Origin of the sequence: Amycolatopsis azurea DSM 43854 (assembly GCF_001995215.1) — a bacterium.
In the GTDB taxonomy this organism is placed as follows: domain Bacteria; phylum Actinomycetota; class Actinomycetes; order Mycobacteriales; family Pseudonocardiaceae; genus Amycolatopsis; species Amycolatopsis azurea.
The window spans coordinates 250,533-268,660 of record NZ_MUXN01000025.1; the positions used below are offsets into that span (position 1 = coordinate 250,533).

General features: G+C 70.1%; 12 protein-coding genes. 4 read left to right on the forward strand and 8 right to left on the reverse strand.

Annotation, left to right across the window (positions count from 1 at the left end):
* Positions 1-119: 119 nt before the first annotated feature.
* Positions 120-1,331, forward strand: coding sequence for a cytochrome P450 (locus B0293_RS33575; protein WP_039918154.1), 1,212 nt, complete (start codon positions 120-122; stop codon positions 1,329-1,331).
* 566 nt (positions 1,332-1,897) lie between these two features.
* Here the strand turns inward: B0293_RS33575 and B0293_RS43810 are convergent.
* Positions 1,898-2,662 (reverse strand): hypothetical protein, encoded by a 765-nt coding sequence (locus B0293_RS43810; protein ID WP_005157923.1) that lies wholly within the window; start codon positions 2,660-2,662, stop codon positions 1,898-1,900.
* Between the two features lie 150 nt (positions 2,663-2,812).
* On the opposite strand from B0293_RS43810, the gene B0293_RS33585 reads away from it, so the two are divergent.
* Positions 2,813-9,139, forward strand: coding sequence for a type I polyketide synthase (locus B0293_RS33585; RefSeq protein WP_005157919.1), 6,327 nt, complete (start codon positions 2,813-2,815; stop codon positions 9,137-9,139).
* Here B0293_RS33585 and B0293_RS33590 read toward each other — a convergent pair.
* Positions 9,102-10,010, reverse strand: a complete 909-nt coding sequence (locus B0293_RS33590) for an EamA family transporter (RefSeq protein WP_005157916.1) — start codon at positions 10,008-10,010, stop codon at positions 9,102-9,104. The two genes, B0293_RS33585 and B0293_RS33590, sit on opposite strands and share 38 nt — an antisense overlap.
* Before the next feature lie 95 nt (positions 10,011-10,105).
* Between B0293_RS33590 and B0293_RS33595 the strand changes: the two genes are divergently transcribed.
* Positions 10,106-10,612 carry a MarR family winged helix-turn-helix transcriptional regulator gene (locus B0293_RS33595; protein ID WP_005157901.1) on the forward strand — a complete coding sequence of 169 codons (507 nt, stop codon included), beginning with the start codon at positions 10,106-10,108 and terminating at the stop codon, positions 10,610-10,612.
* On the opposite strand, the gene B0293_RS33600 is transcribed toward B0293_RS33595, so the two are convergent.
* From B0293_RS33600 to B0293_RS33625, 6 genes are all read right to left on the reverse strand, one after another.
* Positions 10,601-10,975 carry a GntR family transcriptional regulator gene (locus B0293_RS33600; RefSeq protein ID WP_005157892.1) on the reverse strand — a complete coding sequence of 125 codons (375 nt, stop codon included), beginning with the start codon at positions 10,973-10,975 and terminating at the stop codon, positions 10,601-10,603. The genes B0293_RS33595 and B0293_RS33600 overlap by 12 nt on opposite strands.
* Complete coding sequence (locus B0293_RS33605) at positions 10,975-11,703, reverse strand: hypothetical protein (protein WP_005157879.1); 729 nt, start codon at positions 11,701-11,703, stop codon at positions 10,975-10,977. The genes B0293_RS33600 and B0293_RS33605 overlap by 1 nt, the downstream gene beginning before the upstream one ends.
* A gap of 242 nt (positions 11,704-11,945) precedes the next feature.
* Entirely contained in the window at positions 11,946-12,647 is a 702-nt protein-coding gene (locus B0293_RS33610) for a DUF4232 domain-containing protein (RefSeq protein WP_039918113.1), read from the reverse strand.
* Positions 12,648-12,807: 160 nt separating this feature from the next.
* On the reverse strand, positions 12,808-15,339 hold the full coding sequence (locus tag B0293_RS33615) for a phosphocholine-specific phospholipase C (protein WP_005157873.1): 2,532 nt from the start codon (positions 15,337-15,339) through the stop codon (positions 12,808-12,810).
* A gap of 403 nt (positions 15,340-15,742) precedes the next feature.
* Positions 15,743-16,663, reverse strand: a complete 921-nt coding sequence (locus tag B0293_RS33620) for a phosphotransferase (RefSeq protein WP_005157870.1) — start codon at positions 16,661-16,663, stop codon at positions 15,743-15,745.
* An 87-nt stretch (positions 16,664-16,750) separates the two neighbouring features.
* On the reverse strand, positions 16,751-17,038 hold the full coding sequence (locus tag B0293_RS33625) for a hypothetical protein (protein WP_005157868.1): 288 nt from the start codon (positions 17,036-17,038) through the stop codon (positions 16,751-16,753).
* Between the two features lie 310 nt (positions 17,039-17,348).
* Between B0293_RS33625 and B0293_RS33630 the strand changes: the two genes are divergently transcribed.
* Positions 17,349-18,062 carry a Crp/Fnr family transcriptional regulator gene (locus tag B0293_RS33630; protein ID WP_039918109.1) on the forward strand — a complete coding sequence of 238 codons (714 nt, stop codon included), beginning with the start codon at positions 17,349-17,351 and terminating at the stop codon, positions 18,060-18,062.
* Positions 18,063-18,128: the final 66 nt, after the last annotated feature.

The window sequence follows — 18,128 nt, forward strand, 5'->3', positions numbered from 1 at the left end:
GCGGCCCTGCTGACACGCCTCCGCCACGGCGCTGACACAGGCGGTGTCAGCGCCGTGTCAGCCGCGTGTCAGGTCCCGCGAGGAACGTGGTCGGCACAACCACCACGAAAGGCAACCCGATGACTGAGACGGTTCCCGTCCCGCAGGGCCTCCCGATGCAGCGCGACGCGGGTCCCTTCGCCCCGCCCAGCGAGATCACCCGGCTGCGCGGGGCCCGCCCGGTCAGTCCCATGGTCTTCCCCGACGGTCACGAAGGCTGGCTGGTCACCGGTTACGACGAGGTGCGGCAGATGATGGCCGACACCCGGTTCAGCTCGCGCCAGGACCTCGGCATCCTCCACCTGCCGTACGAGACGCCGGGGATGCCCGCCCCGACCGAACCGTCCCCGCCGATGCCGGGCATGTTCGTCGCGATGGTCCCGCCGGACCACGGGCGGCTGCGGAAGCGGCTCACCGGCGCTTTCACGGTGAAGCGGATGAAGCAGCTCGAAGAGCACATCGTCGAGATCACCGAACAGCACCTGGACGCGATGACGAAGCTGGTCCCGCCGGTCGACCTGGTCAAGGAGTTCGCGCTGCCGGTGCCGTCGCTGGTGATCTGCGAACTGCTCGGCGTCCCGTACGAAGACCGTGAGAACTTCCAGGCCAACTCCGCCCAGCTCATGGTCAGGGACCAGACGCTGGAAGAGAAGATGGCCGCGTTCATCGGGATGAACACGTTCCTCACCGAACTGGTGACGCGCAAGCGCGAGACCCCCGGCGACGACATCCTGTCCGACCTGGGCCGCTACGACGACCTCACCATCGAGGAACTGGCGGGCGCCGCGTTCCTGCTGCTGCTCGCCGGGCACGAGACCACGGCGAACATGCTGGCGCTGGGCACTTTCGCGCTGCTGGAGCACCCCGAGCAGCTGGCCGAACTGCGGGCCGACGCGGAACTGCTCCCCGCCGCCGTCGAGGAACTCCTTCGCTATCTGTCCGTCGCCGACATCTTTTTCCGCTACGCCACGGAAGATCTGGAACTCGGCGGCGAAACGATCCGGGCGGGCTCGACGGTCATCGTCTCGCTGCTGGCCGCCAACCGCGACCCGCGGCGGTTCGAGAACCCCGACACCCTGGACCTCCACCGCAACGCCCGCGGTCTCCTTTCCTTCGGGCACGGCGTCCACCAGTGTCTCGGGCAGCAGTTGTCGCGGATCGAAATGCGCGCGGGTTTCGAAGGTCTGCTGCGCCGATTCCCGACTCTCTCGCTCGCCGTTCCCGCGGACGAGGTCAAGCTCAAGACCGACATGAACATCTACGGCGTGCACGAGTTGCCGGTCACCTGGTGAAACGCTCGTGAGTGGTAAGTGTCGTTCTAGCGGACTCGTATTCACCTACCCCTTGGTGTGGTCGGCGATCGTGTGTGGAGGTTTTGGGACGTTGAGCGTCCTGAATCCTCCACGCTCGGTCTTGTTGATGAGGGATTCGCGCGCCAGGGGTAGCGCCTGTGCTGGATGGCAGTGTGGTCGACGGGGGATCGGGGACGTTGAGCGTCCCGGATCCTCCGTTGATCAAGATCCGAAGCCGGGCGACACCGAGCGACGATGCAGGAGTGACGATGAAGGAATTGGGACGTTCAACGTCCCAATTCCTTCATCGTCGAGCCCGGCAACCGTCACCCTCGCGCAGGTCAGGCGTGGGTAGGTAAATACCGGTCCGCTCTAACGACACTTACCACTCACGACCACCCGAACCCGGCGCACTCCGGCAGCGCCGCGTGTCGCGAAAGCCACTTTCGCAACCTTCAACGTCGCGAAAGTGGCTTTCGCGACACCCTCGGCCCCGCTGCCCGAGATGACCGCGCGCCCGAGGCGGCGGCCCTCCCCTTGCCAAGTCGGGGAGGGCCGCCTCCGGCTCACTTCTTCAGCCACTCCAGCAGTTTGACCGTTCCGTCACCCTTCGAACCGGTCTTGTGGATCTTCGCGTCGCGGGAACCCTCGACGTAGTACGAGGCCCCGGCGCCACCGCCGCCACCCGCCGAATCGTTGGTGCCCGACTTGCCACCACCGCCTCCGCCGCCGCCCTTCAGCGCGTAGCCCGCGCCACCGCCACCGCCACCACCGGCGGTCGACGCTCCGGGCGCGCCCTGACCGTTGTCACCCTTCGACGTCTTCGCGGTACCGCCGCCTCCGCCGTCGCCGCCCACGCCGAGCGTCCCGCGCTCGCCGTTGTCCCCCTTGTGCGGTTTCTCGTCGCCCGCTCCGCCGTCACCGCCGCGGCCCAGCAGTGATCCTCCGCCGGCGCCGCCTCCCCCGGCCGCGACGATCAACGGCACGTCGCCGCGGCAGACCGCGCTCGACCCGCCACCGCCTCCGCCGTTGCGGCCGGAATCGGTTTCCCCGGATCCACCTCTGCCGCCGATGGTGAATCCGGAACCGCCGGATCTACCGGCCTGTTTGCCGACCTTGATTTTGAGTGTTTCCCCGCCTTTCACCGGTATCGTCGCCTCGACCTCGGCACCGTGGCCGGGGCCGCCGGAATCCGCGTTGCCGTGCCCTCCCTGTCCTCCTCGAAGCGTGAAGCGGCCCCACTTCGCGTCGGTGGGGACGTGGATTTTCTGTTCGCCCTCAACGGCTTCGAAAGTCTGAGCGGCTTCGGACGTGGACACGGTCTCGGTCATGTTTCCTCCTGGGTTCTTTGCCGGAGTTCCCAGTCTGGAATGCGCGATCCGTCTCCGGACAGTGCACGATCGGGCAAGAAAAGACTTCGCTGTGTTCGCGACGGCGCCCGTTTGTACCAGCGTGGAGCAACGCGGTTATACCTTCGTGTAATGACCGAGATTCGCGGCGGCCCGCTGCGGCCGTTGGTGACTTTATTGCGGGAACTGCCGGGTGACCGGTCGGCATTCACCGACGAGCGCCGGACCCTGACTTTCGGGGAATTGCTGGACTCGAGCGGCCGGTTGGCGACAGGGCTCGGAATCGCGCGGGGCGACCGGGTCCTGGTCCATCTCGGCGCCCGCGTCGAATTCGCCGAGTACTGTCTCGCGGTCCTGCGCGCGGGCGGGGTCGGGGTTCCGGCGAACGCGCGGTCGACGGCGGCCGAGCTGACGCGGATCGCGGACGACTCCGGCGTCGCTCTGCTGATCACCGAGGCCCGGCACGCGGAAGTGGTGCGCGAAGTCCAGGCGGAGCGGCCGCGGTTGCGGGTGGTGTTCGTCGAGGACGAGCCGATGCCGCCCCAGGGTGAACCCCGCGACGATCTCGGTCTCGACGAACCCGCCTGGCTGCTGTACACCTCCGGCACGACCGGCCGCCCCAAAGGTGTCCTGACGACGCAGCGCGCGATCCTCTGGTCGCCGGCCGCCTGCTACGGCCCGATGTACGGGATCTCCGACGCCGACACTCTGCTCTGGCCCCTGCCGCTGCACCACGCGTATGCGTTGTCGCTGGCCTTCGCCGGGACGATCGCGCTCGGCACGCACACCAGGATCGTCGGCCACGACCTGCGCGGAGCGCTCACGGCGTATCCGGGCGGCGTCCTCGCCGGTGTCCCGGCGACCTTCCTGAACCTGCGGCAGGAGGTGCGCGGCGGGCTCCCCGCGCCGCGGCTGTGTCTGTCCGGGGGCGCGCCCTGCACCCCGTCGGCCCGCGCCGCGGTCCGGGAACTGTTCGGCACCCCCGTCCTCGACGGCTACGGCAGCACGGAGACCGGCGGCAAGATCGCCGTCCAGCTCACCGGCGACGACGGGCTGATTCCGGTACCGGGCATGGAGATCCGGATCGTCGACGGCCGGATCGAGGTCCGGGGTCCCGGGGTGGCGCCGAACGTCGAGGCCGTGGACGGCTGGTACCGGACCGGCGACCTGGGCCGCCTCGCCGACGGGCGGCTCACGCTCGACGGGCGGGCCGACGACGTCATCGTGTGCGGCGGCCAGAACGTGCACCCGACGGAGATCGAGGCGGTCATCGGAGAACTCCCGGCGGTGCGGGACGTCCTCGTGACGGGAAGACCCGACGAGGTCCTCGGCGCGGTGCCGGTGGCGTTCCTCGTGTCCGACGAGCCGGACCTCGACGAAGTGCGCCGCCTGTGCCGACGCCGGCTCTCCCCGTTCAAGGTTCCGGTGGCCTTTCACCTGGTCGAGCGGCTTCCGCGGACGCCGTCAGGAAAGGCGCTGCGGCGGGAGTTGCGGGTCCCCCGCCCTGACGACGTCGAAGCGCTGGTGCGCGAGGCGATCACCGAACTGGGCGAGGAGGACTCCGGAGAAGGATGGCGCGACCGGCCGTTCTCCGAGCTGGGCCTGACGTCGCTGGGCGGGGTGCACCTGCGGCACCGGCTGGCCGAGGCGACCGGCCGCGAACTCCCCCAGTCGCTCGTCTACGACTTCCCGACCCCGGCGGCGGTCATCGGCGAACTGGAGCGGCTGCTGTCCGGGCGACGCGGGCCCGTCACGCCGAAAACCGCGCCCACGCGCGACGACGACCCGATCGCCATCGTCGCGACGGCGTGCCGGTTCCCCGGCGGGGTGACCTCACCCGAGGACCTGTGGAACCTGGTCGCCGGCGGTGTCGACGCCACCGGTGACTTCCCGGCCGACCGCGGCTGGGACCAGACCGTGCGGTACGACCCGGATCCCGCCCGGATCGGCGGTTCCCTCACCCGCCGCGGCGGTTTCGTGTACGACGCGGCGGATTTCGACCCCGCCCCGTTCGGCATGTCGCCGCGCGAGGCGTTGTCGACCGACCCTCAGCAGCGGCTGCTGCTGGAGACGTCGTGGGAGCTGTTCGAGCGCGCCGGTCTCGACACCGCCACGCTGCGAGGCAGCGACACCGGCGTGTTCGTCGGAGTGATGAACGAGGACTACGCCAGTCGCCTGCAAGGGCATCGGCTGGAAGGACGGCTGGGCATCGGGTCCTCGCACGCGCTCGCGTCCGGCAGGATCTCCTACACCTTCGGCCTGAACGGTCCGGCGGTCACGGTCGACACCGCGTGCTCCTCTTCACTGGTGGCCCTGCACTGGGCCGTGCGCGCGCTGCGGGCCGGAGAGTGTTCGCTCGCCGTGGCCGGTGGCGCCACGGTGATGTCGTCGCCGCGCACCTTCCTCGAATTCAGCCGCCAGCGCGGTCTTTCCCCGGACGGGCGCTGCCGTTCGTACGCGGCGGGCGCGAACGGCACGGCCTGGGCCGAGGGCGCGGGCGTCGTCCTGCTGGAGCGGCTTTCGGACGCCCGCCGGAACGGGCATCCGGTGCTGGCGCTGGTGAGCGGTTCGGCCGTCAACTCCGACGGGGCGTCGAACGGGATCACGGCGCCCAGCGGACGTGCCCAGCGTGCGGTGATCCGGTCCGCGCTGGCCGACGCCGGACTGGCCGCCTCGGACGTCGACGTCGTGGAAGGGCACGGCACCGCCACCCCGATCGGCGATCCGATCGAGGCGGAGGCGCTGATCGCCGCGTACGGCGCGGGGCGTGCCCGGCCGCTGTGGCTGGGGTCGGTGAAGTCCAACATCGGGCACACCCAGGCCGCGGCGGGGGTGGCCGGGGTGATCAAGATGGTGGAAGCGTTGCGGCACGGGCATTTGCCGCCGTCGCTGTACGCCGACGATCCGAGTCCGCGGATCGACTGGTCGGCGGGCGACGTCGCATTGCTCGCCGAGGCCCGCGAATGGCGTACCGGACCGAAGCCCCGCCACGCCGGGATTTCCGCGTTCGGGATCGGCGGCACCAACGCGCACGTGCTCGTCTCGGAAGCGCCGCCACCGGCCGACGCCGGACGCCGGACGCCGTCCAAGGCGCCGTGGCTGCTGAGCGCCGCGAGCGAGAACGCGCTGCGAGCGGTCGCGTCCCGGTTGCTGGCGACGGCGGGCGGCCAGGACGTGGACGACGTCGCGTTCACGCTCACCACCCGCACTCCGCTGGAGCATCGCGCGATGGTGTCGTCCGGCGATCTCGCCGCGCTGCGCGCCCTCGCCGCGGGTGAACGTCGCGGCCGGACCGTACGCGGACCGGCGACCGCGGCGTTCCTGTTCAGCGGGCAAGGCGCGCAGCGCGCGGGGATGGGGAAGGAACTGTCGGGCACCTTCCCCGTGTTCCGCACGGCGTTCGACGCGGCCTGCGAGGCCGTCGGCGGTCAGGTTCGCGACGTCGCCTTCTCGGGTGGAGAACTGCTGGACCGGACCGATCACGCGCAGGCCGCCCTGTTCGCCTTCGAGGTCGCGCTGTTCCGGCTGTTCGAATCCTGGGGCGTCCGGCCCGCCGCCGTCGCCGGGCACTCGATCGGGGAGATCACCGCCGCGCACGTCGCCGGGGTTCTCTCCCTCGAAGACGCCGGCGTCCTGGTGTCCGCGCGCGGGCGCCTGATGGCCGCTTTGCCTCCAGGAGGCGTCATGATCGCGGTCCGGGCGGCCGAAAGCGAGGTCGCGCCGCTGGTGGGCGAGTTCGCCGACCAGGTGGCGATCGCCGCGGTCAACGGCCCTCGATCCCTTGTCCTGTCCGGATCCGAGAGCGTGACCGAAGCCGTCGCGGCCCAGTGGCCGGGTTCCACGCGGCTGCGCGTCAGTCACGCCTTCCATTCGCCGCTGATCGACCCGATGCTCGCCGAGTTCCGCGAAGTGGTCACCCGGCTGACCCACCTCGGCCCGGAACTCACGCTCGTCTCCGGGCTCGCGGGCCGCGCGATCACCGGCCTCGGCCCCGAGTACTGGATCCGGCAGGCCAGGGACACGGTCCGGTTCGCCGACGCACTGGACGCCGTGGCCGCCGAGGGAACCGATATCTGCCTGGAGATCGGGCCGTCGGCCGTGCTGAGCCGGGCCGCGGGAGCGGTACTCCCCACAGTGTCCACTATGGACACCGGTCGAGGAGTACTGGACGCGGCGGGCGAGCTGCACACCACCGGTGTGCCCGTGTCGTGGCGATCGGTGTTCGCGGACAGCGGCGCCGGACGGGTCTCGCTGCCGACCTATCCTTTCCAGCGCGAGCGTTTCTGGCTCGACCCGCAACCGCGCCGGAGCCCGGCGGGCGACGGGCACGCGATGCTCGGCCCGGCGTTGGTCGCGCCCGACTCGCCCAGGATCGTGCACGGCGGTTCGGCGGGCGTACGTACACACGGGTGGCTCGCCGACCATGTCGTCGGCGGCACGACGCTGTTCCCGGCGACCGCGTTCGTCGAACTGGCCTTGCACGCGGGCGAAACCGGCGTGGCCGAGCTGACGATCGAGGCACCGCTACGGCTCGGCCGGACCGAGGACGTCGCGCTCCAGGTGGTCGTGGACGGGCCCCGGATCGACATCTACGCCCAGGATTCCGGCGCCTGGATCCGTCATGCCACGGGTCGCGTGGGGCCGTCCGATGTCTTCGCGCAGCCGTGGAAAGGCGAGTGGCCGCCTCCCGCGACCGAACCGGTCGACCTGGACCGGGCCTACGCGGCCCTCGACTACGGTCCCGCTTTCCGTGCGGTGACGGGATTGTGGGAGGACGGGGACGAACTCTTCGCCGACGTCGCGCTTCCCGAAGGCGTCGATGGCCGCTTCGAACTGCATCCCGTGCTGCTGGACGCCGCCGTGCACACCTTGGCGCTGGCCGGGCCGCCGGACGCCGAGCCGCGGGTGCCGTTCCTCTGGACGGGTGTCCACGTGTTCGCGTCCGCCCCGGGCCGGGCGCGAGTCCACTGTGTACGGTCCGGCCCAGGCGAAGTCCGCGTCGAACTCTTCGACCCCGAAGGTATGCCCGTCGCGGTCGTGGAATCCCTGCTCACCCGGCCGCTGCCCGCCGGGAGCACGATGCTCTACCGCCCGCGATGGATCCGCGTTCCGGCCGCGAGCGCCGACGACGTCCGGGTCGTCGACGCGCGTGGCGAGGACGTCCGCACCGTGCTCACCGCTTTGCAGGACACGCTCCCGCGCGGAGAACGCACCGTCGTCGTCACCGGTGACGCGGCCGATCCGGCGGCGGCCGCCGTGTTCGGGCTCGGTACCGCCGCCTCGGCCGAGTACCGCGGCCTGATCAGCGTCGTCGGCACGGATCTGCCGGTGGAGAAGGTGCGTGAGCTCGTCGGCGGCAACCCCGAACCCCAGCTGTCGATCCGGGACGGCGTGCCGCACGCGCTGCGGATCGCCCGCACCGCGCCCGCGTCGGCCAAGCCGATCGATCCGGCGGGGACCGTGCTGATCACCGGCGGCACCGGCGGCCTCGGTGCGGCACTGGCCCGGCATCTCGTGTCCGCGCACGGCGTCCGGCATCTGCTGCTGGTCAGCAGGCGCGGCCCGGACGCGCCCGGCGCGGAGGCGCTCCGGCTGCTCCCTGCCGACGTGCGGATCGTCGGCGGCGACATCGCCGATCCCGCTTTCGTCCGGCGGTTGGTCGCTTCCTGCGACCCGCCGCTGACCGCCGTGGTGCACGCCGCCGCCGTCGTCGCCGACGCCGCGTTCACCGTGCAGACGCCCGCCGGGTTCGACACCGTCTTCCGTCCGAAAGCCGACGCCGCCCTGGTCCTGCACGAGGCCACGCGACGTCTCCCGCTGTCGGCGTTCGTGCTCTTTTCCTCACTGGCAGGCATTTTCGGCAACGCCGGGCAGGCGAACTACGCGGCCGCGAACCGCGTGCTCGACGCGCTGGCCGTCCGGCGCCGGGCCGAGGGCCTGCCCGCGACGTCGATCGCCTGGGGCCTCTGGGATCTGGAAGTCGGGCTCGGCGCGCACATTCCCGACGCGGCGAGGCATCGCATCCAGTCCTCCGGGGTGGTCGCGCTGACGCTGGAGCAGGGAATGGCCCTGTTCGACGCCGCGCTCGGGCATGCCGAGCCGGTCCTGATCGCCGCGCGGCTCGACCCCACCGCCGCCGGCCTGCCCCCGATCGCCGATGACCTCGGCCGCCCCGCGCCGAGACCGGCACCGTCACCGGATCGGCGCTGGCCCGAACATCCTTCCGAGCAGGAGCTGCGGAACCTGCTCCGCGTCGAACTCGCCGAAGTCCTCGGCCACCAGGATCCGGAGACGATCCCCGACGACAAGCCGTTCACCGACCTCGGGCTCGACTCGCTCGCCGTCATCGACCTGCGCACCCGGCTCCGGGAGCTGACCGGCGTGGAGGTCCCCGCCCGCGTCCTGTTCGACCATCCGTCCGTCATCGAACTCGCCGAGCACCTGCGAGCGTCTGGCTGAGCGTCAACGCGGTGAGGGCGACGGCGAATCCGGTGAGCTGCCAGCCGGTGAGGGTCTGGCCGAGCACCAGGAAACCCGCCGCCGTGGCGACCAAGGGGTTGGTCAGCGTCAGCAGGGAGAGCGACGTCGGGGCGAGGCGGTCGATGCCGCGGAACCACAGGGGGTAGGCCAGCGCGGTGGTGACGATGCCGATGTAGCCGTAGCCGAGCAGGTTCGCGGTCGTCAGCGAGCCGGGGAGGCCTTCGAAGAGGAGTGTCGCCGGGGCGAGGACGAGCCCGCCCAGGGTGAGCTGCCAGCCGGTCATCGCCAGCGGGTGTTCCGGACGGCCCCATTTCTTGGTGAGGACGATGGCCACGGCCACGAGCGCGACGGCGCCGAGCATCGCGGCCAGGCCGAGCGGGTCGAGCCGGGCTTCCGACGAAAGGGTCAGCAGAGCGACACCACCGGCACCGGCGATCGCCGCGAGCACGGTCGCCACCGGTGTCCGGACCCGGAGGACGACCAGCGCGAGCCCGGCCACCATCAGGGGCTGCAGGGCGCCGAGTGTCGCGGCGACACCGCCGGGAAGGCGGTACGCGGCGAGGAAGATCAGCGGCAGGAAGGCGCCGAAGTTGAGCATTCCGAGCACCGCCGTCTTCCACCACCAGGACCCGTGCGGGAGCCGCCGGGTCAGCGCGAGCAGGAGCAGCCCGGCCGGGAGCGCCCGCAGCACGGCGGCCAGGAGCGGCCGGTCCGGGGGCAGCAAGGTCGCGGTGACGACGTAGACGGTGCCCCAGCTGGCGGGTGCCAGCGCGGCCAGCCCGGCGTCACGGAGTGTCGGTTTCGCGGCCGCGGGCTCGGTCTGGACAGGCCGTTCGGCGATGATCGCCATGATGTCTCCTCACTGATAATCTCAACGTTGAGATACCACCAGCGAGTTCTGTCAATGTCAAGTCTCTTAATGTTGAGATGAGTGGGAGGTGTGTCATGGCCGACGCGGTGGACGCGGTGATCGGGCTTTGGCGACGCGAGCGGCCGGACCTCGAAGACAAGCTCTGGCCCGCGGAGGTGATCGGGCGCGTCCAGCGGCTTTCCCGAGTCCTCGACCGGAAGCTCAAGGAGTTCAACGCCGAGCACGACCTGGAATCGTGGGAGTTCGACGTGCTCACCACGCTCCGCCGTTCTGGGGAAGCCGACGGCCTGACGCCGGGCGCGCTGCTCAAGGCCGCGATGGTCACCTCGGGGGCGATCACGAACCGCATCGACCGCATGGAGACCAAGGGACTGGTCGAGCGAGTGCGCGACAGCGGCGACCGCCGGTCGGTCAAGATCCGGCTGACCGGCAAGGGACGGCAGGTCGTGGACGAGGTTTTCGTGCTCCACCTGGAGAACGAGGCCGACCTTCTGCCGGAGCTCAAGCCCGAGCAGTGGGCGGAACTGATCGGCGGCCTGCGGCTGCTGCTCGAGCACTTCGGCGACACGTCACTGGAGTGACTCCAGCGCGGTGGCCACGGCGGTCAGCGCGACGGCGGGATCGACGCCGAGCTCACGAGCGGCACGCGCGTAGTCGTCCGCCGCGGCCCGCAGGAGGTCGGCTTTGCCAGGACGGTCGGCGGCTTCGGCGACGACCGTGCCCCTGGCGCGCGCTGTCTGCACCCAGCCGTCTTCTTCCAGCTCACGGTAGGCCCGCGCCACCGTGCCCGAAGCCAGCGCCAGATCCCTGGCGAGCTGCCGGATGGGCGGCAGCCGGGTGCCCGGCGCCAGCGCGCCGGTGGTGATCAGATGGACGACCTGGTCCCGGACCTGCCGCCACGGCGCGATCCCGAGATCCGTGTCGACGACGACCTTCAGCGGCATCAGGCCGCTTCGGGACGCGATCGGCCGGCCTCGGCACGCGATCGGTGCGCGAGGTGGTACCAGCCGGCGAATCCGGCGAGGACCAGCAGCAGGGACACCAGGTTCGCCTTCTCCGGGATCGCGAGGGTCACGGTGGCGGCCAACCCCAGCCCTGCGGCGACCCGGGCACTCCGGACCCGCAGCGCGGCGTCGGCCGCAGTGTCCCCTGTGGACGGTCGGCGGACGGCGAGCAGGACGACCAGCCACGTCACCGCCGAGACACCGGCGGCAATCCCGAGCTGCGCCCACCACTGGTTGACCGCGATCCACACCGCCGCGGCCACGGCGATCACCGCGTAGGTGACCAGGCCCCAGACCGGAATGAGTTCGCGCACCCCGCGGCGTTCCAGTGTCGCCTCGCGGCGGGCGCCTTTCCGGGGTCGCTGCGCCAGCACCTCGGCGATCAGCGCGCCGGCGAGCAAGGTGGCCAGGATGGACGACATACTGTCGCCGCGTACCCCGGTTGACTCGGCCAGCAGCGGCAACCCGAGGTAAAGCCACGGATACCAGAACCGGCGGCGGCGCAGATAGCGCACGGCCTCGTCGACGTCGGACAGTGAGGGATCGGCGACGCCCCACCGTCGCAGTACCTTGACGCCTTGCCTGTCGCCCGGCCACAGCACGATCAGGATCACGAGACCGAACAGGCCCATGAACAGGGCGACGGCCACGATGTTGTCGAACGGCACGATCAGCCTCCTCTTGTATCAAGTACACGGTACAAGACTGGCCTTGCCGCCGCAGGGCGAGCGGTCTGCTGAGGTGGTCGTGGCCGCGGACCGGGGGATGACGCGAAAGCCACTTTCGCAACGTTGAAGGTTGCGAAAGTGGCTTTCGCAACCCTTGCCTCCCAGCGGATCTCACCGGCCGAGGTGGGTCGTGAGTGGAAAGTGTCGTTAGAACGACACTTTCCACTCACGACCCACTGGAGTCAGGCGGGGTCGGAGAGGATCCCGTTGACGTAGGTGCCGGGGTGCGTGGCGGCGTCCTGGCGCAGCACGGGGAGATCCGACGGCCAGTTCGCGGTGAGCGCCTGGGTCTGCCCCGGCGGGATGGTCGTGACCTGCGTCGGCGTCCACGTGGGCTCGCCCGCCGCGGGCTTCAGGACGGTGATGGTCGCGGTCGCGGTCGAACCGGCGGGAACGTCGTTGTACTTCACGCCGTTGTCCACCCTGGTCAGGTGGTAGACCGGGCCGTTCGGGTCGGCGGGGCCGTTCAGGTCCGCGCCGGGCACGCCGTACAACGCGCACGTCCGGGGTGACTTGTTCTTGTAAGTCAGCGGCACGTCGAGCTGCGTCGGCGAGTTCGGGGACGGCTTGGGAGCGCCCAGAACGAGCGACAGATCCGTTGTGGCGCAACGGGGATTGTTGCCCGACCCGACGGGTTTCCCGGCGGTGGACGGTTTTGGTGTCCCCGCCTGCCCGCCCTGCGGCACGGGCGCGCCGGTGGCGGCGGAGGTGGCGGTGGGCGCGGCGGACGTCTCGACCCCGCCACCGCCCGCCGAAGCGGAGGACTGCGGCGCGGCCGAGGGCGTACCGGAGTTGTTGCAGGCGACGACGGCGAGCACACCGGCACAGGCCGCGACCACCTTGGCGACCCGCGTGACGTTCGTTCGAATGGATCGGTGGCTCATCATCTTCTCCCCGGTCGGTCCTGCTCGCTGTGGATCATTCACGAAGCAAGATGCCCAACCGGGGTGGAAAGATGCGTCACGATGACGCTGCTCTCACTGAAGCAACCTCGACGGCCTCCACGCATCTTTCCCTTTAGGACAGTCGACTCTGCCCGTTCGGTCAGGGCCAGCCGAGCGGGGTGACCTCGGCCGCCGACGTCCACGGCCCGCGTCCACCCGCCTCGGTGAGCGCGCGGAACCGCACATAACGGGCCCGGGTGGGCCAGAAGCGAAGTGTCTTCCGGACCGCGTCATCAGCGAAAGTACCCGCCGCGACGGGACTCCCCCAAGCCGAGCCGTCGGCGCTCAGGTAGACCTCGTATCCGCCGACGCGGCCATGGTCGGAACCGTCCTGGCGCGGCAGGTAGGCCAGGCCGGTGACGGTGCGGGCGGCGCCCAGATCGAGTTGGAGTTCGTGGGGCAGCGGGTCTTCCCCACCGGACCACTTGCTGTGCCAATGGGTGGCGGGGTCGCCGTCGACCGCGTTCGTCGCGGCGCCGGATTCGCCAGAGGTCTCCTGACTGTCGGCCGAGCGGACGGTGGCGGCGAGCGGCCCTGAGCCCATGACCGGATCGCTGATGGTCTCGGCACCTGTCTCGACATGCCCCGCGAAGCGGCGAAGGAAGCCGTCCGGACCCTGAACGGTCAGGTCGTACCAGCCGCCCATGCCGCCTTCGGTACTGAACCAGTCCTCGACCGTCGCGCCGGACGCGACCGAGTACGTCCACGGCCCGCCGCCCCGGTTCCCGGTGCGCACGGTCAGTTCGCAAGCGGCGCCGGCGTTGGTCATCTTCAGGTACACGACACCGGAACCCGGCCGCAGCACGACTTCCGGATTCGGTTTGCCCCCGGTGGTCGCGGTGATCCGGTTTCCCGCGAACCGCCGCAGGAAACCGTTGGGGCCGTGCGTGGTGAGGTCGTACGCGCCGTCCGGGGAGCCCACCTGCCAGAAGTCCGAGAGCGTGGCACCGGCGCCGACGGTGTAGCGCCACGGCCCGTCGGTCCGGTGCGCGTTGGCGTAGACGTAGAAGTGCGCGCCGGAGGATCCGGTGCTGGCGAAGTCGATCCAGAACTTTTCCGCCGTCACTCGTCCCGACGCCGTCAGCTGATAGGGCAACGGCCGCGCCGTCCGGACCCCGGTCTCCGCCACCGGTGGTTTCTGCACGGAAGGCGGCTGTGGCTGGGTGTTCCACGGCCCGCTCGTCGGCACCGGTTTGGTCAGCGCCGGATAGGTGGCACTCGGCGCCGTCGTGTCCAGCGCGGAGGTCAGATCCCCGCAGACCGCGCGCCGCCACGGCGAGATGTTCGGTTCGGCGACGCCGCTCCACTGTTCCAGGAACCGCAGCACGGACGTGTGGTCGAAGACCTCCGAACACACCTTGCCGCCCCGGCTCCACGGCGAGATGACGAACATCGGCACCCGCACCCCCAGCCCGATCGGCTCACTGGAGACGAATTCGTCGGTCGTGGCGACGGAACTCTTGCCTTCGTCGTCGGAAACGGGCGGCGCCGGCGGCGGCATGTGGTCGAAGAAGCCGCCGTCCTCGTCGTAGGTCAGCAGGAACAGCGTCTTGTCCCAGACCCCGGGCTTCGAAGCGATCGTGTCGAGAATCGACTTGACCAGATCGGCGCCGGTGTTGGGTCCCCAAGCGGGATGCTCGGTCTGCGATTCCGGCGCGACGATCCAGGACACCGCCGGGAGCTTGCCCGCGTCGACGTCGGACTTGAAGGCGCTCAACAACTGCTTCGGCGCGACCCGGGCCAAGCCGCGGTCGTACAGGGCCCGTTCGGTCGGGTTCAGGGTCGCCACGCCCGCCGCAAGCCCGTCGAGGAGCCGGGTACGTTCGGCGGCCGAGGCCGAATCCAAGGCGTAGTAGAAGTACTCCAGTTTCGGGAATGCCTTGCCCGCGGAGTCCTTCACCTTCGAAAGCGCCTTGGTGCCGACGGCGAGGAAACTGCTGAAATAGTCCAGCGAATTGTCGCCGTAATTGTCCCATTCCTGATAGACCCGCCAGCTGCGGCCCGCGGCCTGGAGTCGTTCGGCGTAGGTCTTCCAGGTGTAGCCGGTGTGCCCGGGATTCTGCCAGGCGGCGTTGCCGATGGCGCGGGTCTTGCCGTCCGGCTCGAACCCGAGTTTGCCGGTGAACAGGTACATCCGGTTCGGGTTGGTAGGCCCCAATTCGGAGCAGTGGTAGGCGTCGCAGACGGTGAACGCGTCGGCCAGCTCGTGGTAGAACCGCAGAGCCGAACGCGTGTGATAGGTCAGCGAACGGACCCCCTTGGCCGCGCTCCACGCGTCGTGACGCCCCTTGTTCCACGCGCGGTGCCCGCCCGACCAGCTGTGGTCGACGTCGGCCATGAACTGGTCGTCGATCGCGTAGGGAAGCAGCGTGCCCGAGCCGTTGGGCTGCTGGAAGACCGACGCCCCCGAGGGCAGCTTGATCGCGGCCGGATCATTGAAACCGCGTACGCCGCGCAGTGTCCCGAGATAGTGGTCGAACGACCGGTTCTCCTGCATGAAGACCACGACGTGCTCGATGACGTCGAGTCCGCCCGTCGGCGCCTCGGCGGCGAGCGCCTGCCGGACGCTCTCCGGAAGCAAGGTGAAGGCGGTGGCCGCACCAGCGGCCTTCAGCAGGGTGCGACGGCGCACGGAGCCCTCCAGGAATGGCGTTGAACCGCTCGAATGTGATCGAAACTGCACCTTTGATGCGATCTGCGAGCAGATGTAAACATAAGTGCCTGCTCGGTTCAAGAGTTCCGCCGCCGGGCTGCATGATCGGACCAACAGGTCGCGACTTTCGGATGGTCGGGCCCCCTTCGGGCGCTCCCAAGGTCCGTGAAGGCCTCCTTCACTACCTTGCCCATCGCCACAGAAGTCACAGTGCCCCCAGCTCTCACTGCCGGACCGGGGGAAGGCCCCCTTCCCTCGGCTCAGCCGCGGAAACTCGACCTTCACTGCTTGAGCTGTGATCCCTGTTCCGTGAAGGCCTCCTTGAGGGACTCTGGGTCCCTCAAGGAGGCCTTCACGGAACAGAGCAGGCGACCACCCACGTTCAGGCGTTCGCCCGGCGCAGGCGTTCGGCGGCCTGCGCCCGCAGCTGGTCACCGCACAACGGGGCGTCGCCGTGCAGCGCCTCCCAGCGGGCGTTGTGCGCGGCCGGCCACAGGCTCGCCGCCCAGGCGACCTCCTGCTCCGCGGCGGTGAACCGGCGTTCCCGAAAGTCTTGATAGGCCAACAGAAACGCCTCGGAACTCGCGATCGGCGCCAGCGTCGGCGGTCCGGTGCTGGAGAACATCCCGCTCGCCGCGCCCACCAGCGCCGCCTCCGGTTGCCACGCCAAGCTGTCCCAGTCGTGCACGGTGGACACCGCCCCGTCACACCACCGGAGGTTCTGCCCCTCGAAATCCCCGTGCCCCAGAACGCGGGGCAACCCTGCCGCCGTCAACCGCCCACGAGCCCGGGAAGCGGTGTCGACGACGAGCGCGGACACGACGTCCTGGTTTCGCTCGTCGAGGAAATCGAGAGACGGCCAAAGCCCGGGATCCCGGTGATCCCAGCGCACCCAGCGCGGATTCGGCAACGGCGGCGCGACCACGACGTCCGCCAGTCCGGCCATCACCCCGGCGAAGACCTCCGCGTAGCGCACAGCCACCTCGGGCGAATCCCCGCGCAGCATCTCGCCGCCGGGCCGCGATTCCTCCGCGTGCACGGCCAGCGAACCGACCTCGACCACCCGGGTGAGCGGCCGCGCACAGGGAAACCCGCGTTCGGCCAGTCGCGCCTGGGCCGTGACGCACGCTTCGGCCCGGCCGTCGTCCGGGCGCGCCTTGACCACGACGTCCGTCCCGTCGGTCAGGCGGAGGCCGAACACCGTCGAGATCGAGTGCGCCCGGAACAGGACGTCATCGGGTTTGGCACCCAGCTCTTCGGAACACCATTCCGTCAGCCACCCCGGCAGTTCGTCCGACGACATGGGGTCGACTGTGCCAGAAAGCCGAGGTGGGGGCCGCCCCCCTTGAGCGGCCCCCACCCGGTTCACCCGGCCCGGACCGGCCGGACGTCATTCATCCCCCGTTTCGGACCTCCCGGACGAGAGCGCCAGCGACAGCACCATGACGACCGGCCAGATCACGGCCAGCAGCGAGGCGCCCCCGAGGGTGATCGCGGCGACGGAAACCGCCGTCGCGATCAGCCCTCCCACCGGTGATACGTAGAAAAGGCCCAGCGGCCCCGAGAAGAGCGCCCACCGCAGCGCCGTCTTCGCCGATTTGGCAGGCGGCCGGGGAACCGCGTACCGCCCCGGTCCGACGACCTCGTGGTCGGTGCTCTGATACCAGCCGCCGGACATCAGTGGCGGGTGTGGCGCGAAGGAAGCAGGCCTTCGCCCGAACGCCTTGGGCGTGCGGGGATTCTCCTCGGCCGGCACGTGGCGATGATCCTTCGGTCGTCTCATGACACTCTCTGCACCGCGCATGACATCCTCCCCCGTCGCCGGCCCGAGGCCTGGTGAAGCGACCTCTCGCCTGGCACAATTACCGGTTGCGGTTCGAAACTTTCCGGGTCGTTCTGCCCACTGACCATGCTGACGAGTCGGGGGACTGGCTGATGCGTCAAATGGAACACAGCGTCGAAAAGGCACCGAGCGCCGAAGGGCCGGGATGACCGGTTCCGCCACGGATGAGCCCGGAGGCTTCGGAGCCTGGCGGCGGCTGTCCCCGGCGGAACAGTCCGCTCTCCGGAGCGCGGGACATGTGAAGGTGTGGCGACCCGGCCAGATCCTCGCCCTCCAGGGCAGCCCGCCCACCAGCATGTTCGTCGTCCTGCACGGCTGGGTGAAGATCAGCGCCACCAACTATCGCGGGGAGGACGCCCCGCTCGCCGCGCGCGGGCCCGCGGAGATCGTCGGCGAACTGGCCCCGATCAGCGGGCTCCCCCGGTCCGCCACGATGTCGGCGATCGACGAGGTGCACACCCTCGTCGTGCCCAAGGACAAATTCCTCGGCGTGCTGCGCGACAGGCCGCGGATCGCCGAGGAGATCTTCCGCAACGCGGCGATCCGGCTGCAGCAATCCGACAGGCTGCGCCTCGAGTCCGGCGGGCCGGATTTCCCGCAACGTCTCGCCGCGGTCCTCGTGGAACTGGCCTTGCAGCACGCTGTCGACTGGACGAACGAGGAACAGGTCGTTCTCCGTTTCAATCAAGGGGAATTGGCCGGTTTCGCCCGGGTCTCGCGCAGCACCCTGATCCGAGGTCTCGAAGAGCTCCGGCGGCTGGGGGTGGTGCACACCGCACGTCAGCGCGTCACCATCACCCACCCTCGCGCATTGCGGGAATTGGCCGCCGGCCGTCCCCCTCCGGACGACAAGACCTGATCGAACCCGGAATCTCGGCTATCCTGGTCGTGGTTCAACTCTCGCAACCGTTTCACGGGGTGGAGG

Coding starts and splice junctions, on each gene's coding strand:
- B0293_RS33575 (WP_039918154.1), top strand. CDS start 120: ATGACTGAGACGGTTCCCGTCCCGCAGGGCCTCCCGATGCAGCGCGAC.
- B0293_RS43810 (WP_005157923.1), bottom strand. CDS start 2,662: ATGACCGAGACCGTGTCCACGTCCGAAGCCGCTCAGACTTTCGAAGCC.
- B0293_RS33585 (WP_005157919.1), top strand. CDS start 2,813: ATGACCGAGATTCGCGGCGGCCCGCTGCGGCCGTTGGTGACTTTATTG.
- B0293_RS33590 (WP_005157916.1), bottom strand. CDS start 10,010: ATGGCGATCATCGCCGAACGGCCTGTCCAGACCGAGCCCGCGGCCGCG.
- B0293_RS33595 (WP_005157901.1), top strand. CDS start 10,106: ATGGCCGACGCGGTGGACGCGGTGATCGGGCTTTGGCGACGCGAGCGG.
- B0293_RS33600 (WP_005157892.1), bottom strand. CDS start 10,975: ATGCCGCTGAAGGTCGTCGTCGACACGGATCTCGGGATCGCGCCGTGG.
- B0293_RS33610 (WP_039918113.1), bottom strand. CDS start 12,647: ATGAGCCACCGATCCATTCGAACGAACGTCACGCGGGTCGCCAAGGTG.
- B0293_RS33620 (WP_005157870.1), bottom strand. CDS start 16,663: ATGTCGTCGGACGAACTGCCGGGGTGGCTGACGGAATGGTGTTCCGAA.
- B0293_RS33625 (WP_005157868.1), bottom strand. CDS start 17,038: ATGTCCGGCGGCTGGTATCAGAGCACCGACCACGAGGTCGTCGGACCG.
- B0293_RS33630 (WP_039918109.1), top strand. CDS start 17,349: ATGACCGGTTCCGCCACGGATGAGCCCGGAGGCTTCGGAGCCTGGCGG.